The 3967-nt window shown below is 29.2% G+C and carries 5 protein-coding genes; all 5 read right to left on the minus strand.

The annotated features are described in order from the left end of the window. Nucleotides 1-511: ROK family protein (locus VK998_RS10795; RefSeq protein ID WP_325228170.1), on the minus strand; the 511-nt coding region annotated here is incomplete at its 3' end. Nucleotides 512-539: 28 nt separating this feature from the next. After that, nucleotides 540-1202, minus strand: coding sequence for a hypothetical protein (locus tag VK998_RS10800; RefSeq protein ID WP_325228173.1), 663 nt, complete (start codon nt 1200-1202; stop codon nt 540-542). Between the two features lie 19 nt (nt 1203-1221). Further along, nucleotides 1222-2466 carry a beta-N-acetylhexosaminidase gene (gene nagZ, locus VK998_RS10805; RefSeq protein WP_325228176.1) on the minus strand — a complete coding sequence of 415 codons (1245 nt, stop codon included), beginning with the start codon at nt 2464-2466 and terminating at the stop codon, nt 1222-1224. A 102-nt stretch (nt 2467-2568) separates the two neighbouring features. Further along, entirely contained in the window at nt 2569-3381 is an 813-nt protein-coding gene (locus tag VK998_RS10810) for a C40 family peptidase (protein ID WP_325228178.1), read from the minus strand. Nucleotides 3382-3393: 12 nt separating this feature from the next. Next, a partial coding sequence (locus VK998_RS10815; protein ID WP_325228180.1) for an ABC transporter ATP-binding protein occupies nt 3394-3967 on the minus strand: 574 nt, incomplete at its 5' end.

A 3967-nucleotide genomic window follows, 5' to 3' on the forward strand; every position in this document is an offset into this window, starting at 1 on the left:
TACCATTAGGATAAAGGATAGCATGTCCCAATTCTGCTCCTTGGGAATTCTTACCATGCCAAATGCCAAATTCTTTAGAAAAAATAGCACCTCCAACTCCTGTACCTAAAGTCAACATAATAAAACTATCTAATCCTTTAGCTGCTCCTAACCATTCTTCACAAATAGCTGCTACATTGGCATCATTTCCTATAAATATTGGGATTTTTTTAAACTCTACAGACAATTCTTCTTTTATATTAGTTCCTGCCCAATCCTTTATATTCCCGCCTATAGTTAATACTCTACCTTGGGTTACATCTATAAAACCAGGAGAACCTAATCCTATAGCTTCCACATTTATATCCTTTATTAGTTCTTTTATTGTTTCTTTTATTTTATTTAAAACAATTTTTCTCCCACCTTGTGATCCTGTGTCTTTACTAACTTTTGTCAATATTTCACCTTTTTCATTAATAAGACCACCATAAATACTAGTACCACCTAAATCAATTCCTACAACTTTTTTCATCTAAATACCTCCTTGACTGTAAAGATTACTAACTTAGATACATTAAATTCTCATCTAGCTCATCTAAATAATTCAATATTCTATTCTTATCTACAAGACCTGAACCCCAAAAGTAAAGATAATTAAGAATTTTAGGATTAAAAGATAAATCTAAAACATGTTTTACAAATACATTCGCTCCAATATCACTAGTCTTTTGTATAGGAAATAATCTTTTTAAAGGTCCTAATTTGATTACATATATCTGTTCCAGTTTTTCATAAATCTTTCCTATTTCTTTTGATTCTATATAGTGGAATAATTCATGAGCCAACAATATTTTGTAGATATTATCATAATTTAAAAAATCCATTCCTAATTTTTTATATGCTTCTTCCATTCTTTTCATAGATCTTTTATACATTATTATCTTTTCTTTACCTTCCTTATATTCTCCCCTTAGTCTTACGGTTTCAAAATCATACTCTTCAGTTTCTATTTTAATTTCAATCTTTTTATGTTCACAAATTCCTTCTATAGAGCTATATTTATTTAAAAAATTATTAGCTGTTTCATTTCCTATATTTATGGATTCATCTATAAAATACTCAATTTTATTTCTTGGTATCTTTTTAAAACTATTGTCTTCCATTAGCTCAGCCATAGACATGACTCTATCACCGGCTCTTTCTAAAATATTTTTATATGGCAAAATATCAACCCTTTCTATTTCATCTGTATATTCTATTTAATAATTCTTCCGTCTCAAAATTTATTGAATCTATATCTATTTCATCAATTAAGTTATCTTTCAAATTGTATTTATCTTTTAATTTTAAAATTCTATATAACTTTTCATCTAATTCTTCTTTTAAAATAGTACCTTTTTCAATTTCTTCTTTTATTTTTTCAATTATTTTTATCTGATTTTCATAACCATGACATATTAATAATAGATCACCTCCCGCTTTTAAAAATTCTACCGCTGCTTCTTCTATATTATAGTTTTTTATTATGGCACCCATAGTCATATCGTCAGATATTATTAGTCCTTCATAGGATAGTCTTTCTCTAAGCAATTTTGTAATAACCTCTATTGACATAGTAGCAGGATATTTATTATCTAATTTAGGAAAAAGTATATGCCCTATCATTATACCATCTGTCTCTTGTTCTATCCCTTTTATGAATGGAGCTAATTCAAGTTCTTTCAATTCTTTTAATTCTTTATTTATAACGGGTAGATCTTTATGAGAGTCTGTATTGGTATCTCCATGGCCTGGAAAATGCTTTACAACAGAAATAATATTTTCCGACCTTGTTCCATTCATAACTAATATTCCATTACCTATTACTGTTTCTGTTGTAGAACCAAAAGCCCTATCTCCTATTACTGGATTTTTAGGATTAGAGTTTACATCCAATACTGGTCCAAAGTTCATATTAAATCCTAAAGATTTTAATCGCTTTCCTATTATTTTACCATATTCTAATGAAATATCCTTATCATTTATATCTCCTATTTTTTTAGCTGGTGGAAGTTTTAAAAAAGAATCAGGAAGCCTTGATACCTTACCTCCTTCTTCATCTATAGATAAAAACAAAGGTATTGGATTTGTAGAATTAGCTCTTTTTAAATCATTTAATAATTCTAGAGTTTGATTTACATTTGAAATATTATATTTAAATAAAACAAATCCACCTATGTGATATTTTTTCAGCATTACCAAAGTGTGATCATCTATTGTATTTCCATTTAATCCCACTACCATTAACTGACCTATTTTTTCTTCTAAAGTCATATTATCTATTATATCTTGAATCTCATCTTTATCCTCTACTTCTTCTACTGGCTTTGTTTCTTTATCTGGTAAATATTCTTGTTGGCTGTTTTTATCTGAAAGTTCCTCTCTATTAGTACAACCAGTTAAAATAATAATTAATCCTAACAATATATATAAATATAAATTCTTCATACTATCCTCTTTTCCTTACTATATTAATTTAATTTTATTATAGTATCTCTTATTTTTCAATATTGATGCAAAAATACAAAAAACCTGCTACTAAAAGCAGGTCTAAAACACAGTCCCTATTTCTTTTATATCTGCTAAATCTTCTCTATAGTCCTTATGTTCAGGATTTAAACTATTGATTACCACTCCTCCTGCAGCCCCAGTGGAGTGGATATATCTATCCTTTCCAATATACATGGCTACATGACCAGGCCAATATAGCAGATCTCCTAGTCCCATTTCATCTCTAGATATTCTTTTCATTCCAAATTCTTCTTTTATTTGGGAGTCCCTATATATAATGATACCATTGATTAAATATGATATGGAGGTAAGCCCAGAACAATCAATGCCTAAAGGGGTTTTCCCACCCCATCTATATTGAGTACCTAAATATGTAAGAGCTGTTTTTACTATTTTTTTGCGTAGACTACTTTCTTTCATATCTATATCCTGTCTAGTTCTCTTTCCTATTAACTCCTTTCTAATCCATCCTTTTTCTTCGGTTGGCAAAATAACTTCTAACCAATTTTTATTAATCCTACCAGTCAATTTTATTATTGCTCCCCTTGTTAAAAGTTTAATGCTATAACTTTGATATTTTGGCTTTTTCATTACATCTACAATGCCCCAAGTTATTACATAATTAGCTTCTCTATCCCATTTTTCTGCTTTATTATTATCTATTAATAAATAATCACCATGAATAAATCCTTTATATCTATAATCAGTCTCTACATAATACCAATTATTCTTCTCTTCCTTTAATATGGTAACTAATCTTCCAAAGATAGATTCATCTACAGCTTCCTTTTCGAATCCGATTTTCTGCTTTAAAGGTCCTATGGTTTCTTTAATAATAGCTAATTTCCTCATCATATCCCTCCATTAAATTTTGTTTAACCTTTTTATATAGTCTTCTATTTCTTCATCATTAGCCAATATAAAATGACCTGTTTCTATTTCTATCCATTTAGGAGGATTTTCATCATAATTATGACAGTTTGGATCATAGATTTTTAATACTTTCTGTTTCTCTTTGATTGGATCTGGTAAGGGAATAGCAGATAGCAATGCTCTAGTATAAGGATGCAAAGGATTGTTAAATAATTTTTCAGTTTCGGCTAGTTCTACTATTTTGCCTTTATGAATTACTGCTAATCTATCTGTAATAAATCTTACTACTGATAGATCGTGAGCTATAAATAAATAAGTTAAGTTCTTTTGCTTTTGAAGTTTGGCTAACAAATTTAAAACTTGTGCTCTAATAGAAACATCTAAAGCAGATATAGGTTCATCGGCAATTATAAACTCTGGTTCCATAATTAACGCCCTAGCAACTCCAATCCTTTGTCTTTGTCCCCCTGAAAATTCATGAGGAAAACGACTAGCAAATTCTGGGAGTAGCCCAACATCCAATAAAGCTTTTTCTACTCTAGCCTTTCTATCTTCTTCATCTTTA

Origin of the sequence: Schnuerera sp. (assembly GCF_035459645.1) — a bacterium.
Classification (GTDB): domain Bacteria; phylum Bacillota; class Clostridia; order Tissierellales; family Tepidimicrobiaceae; genus Schnuerera.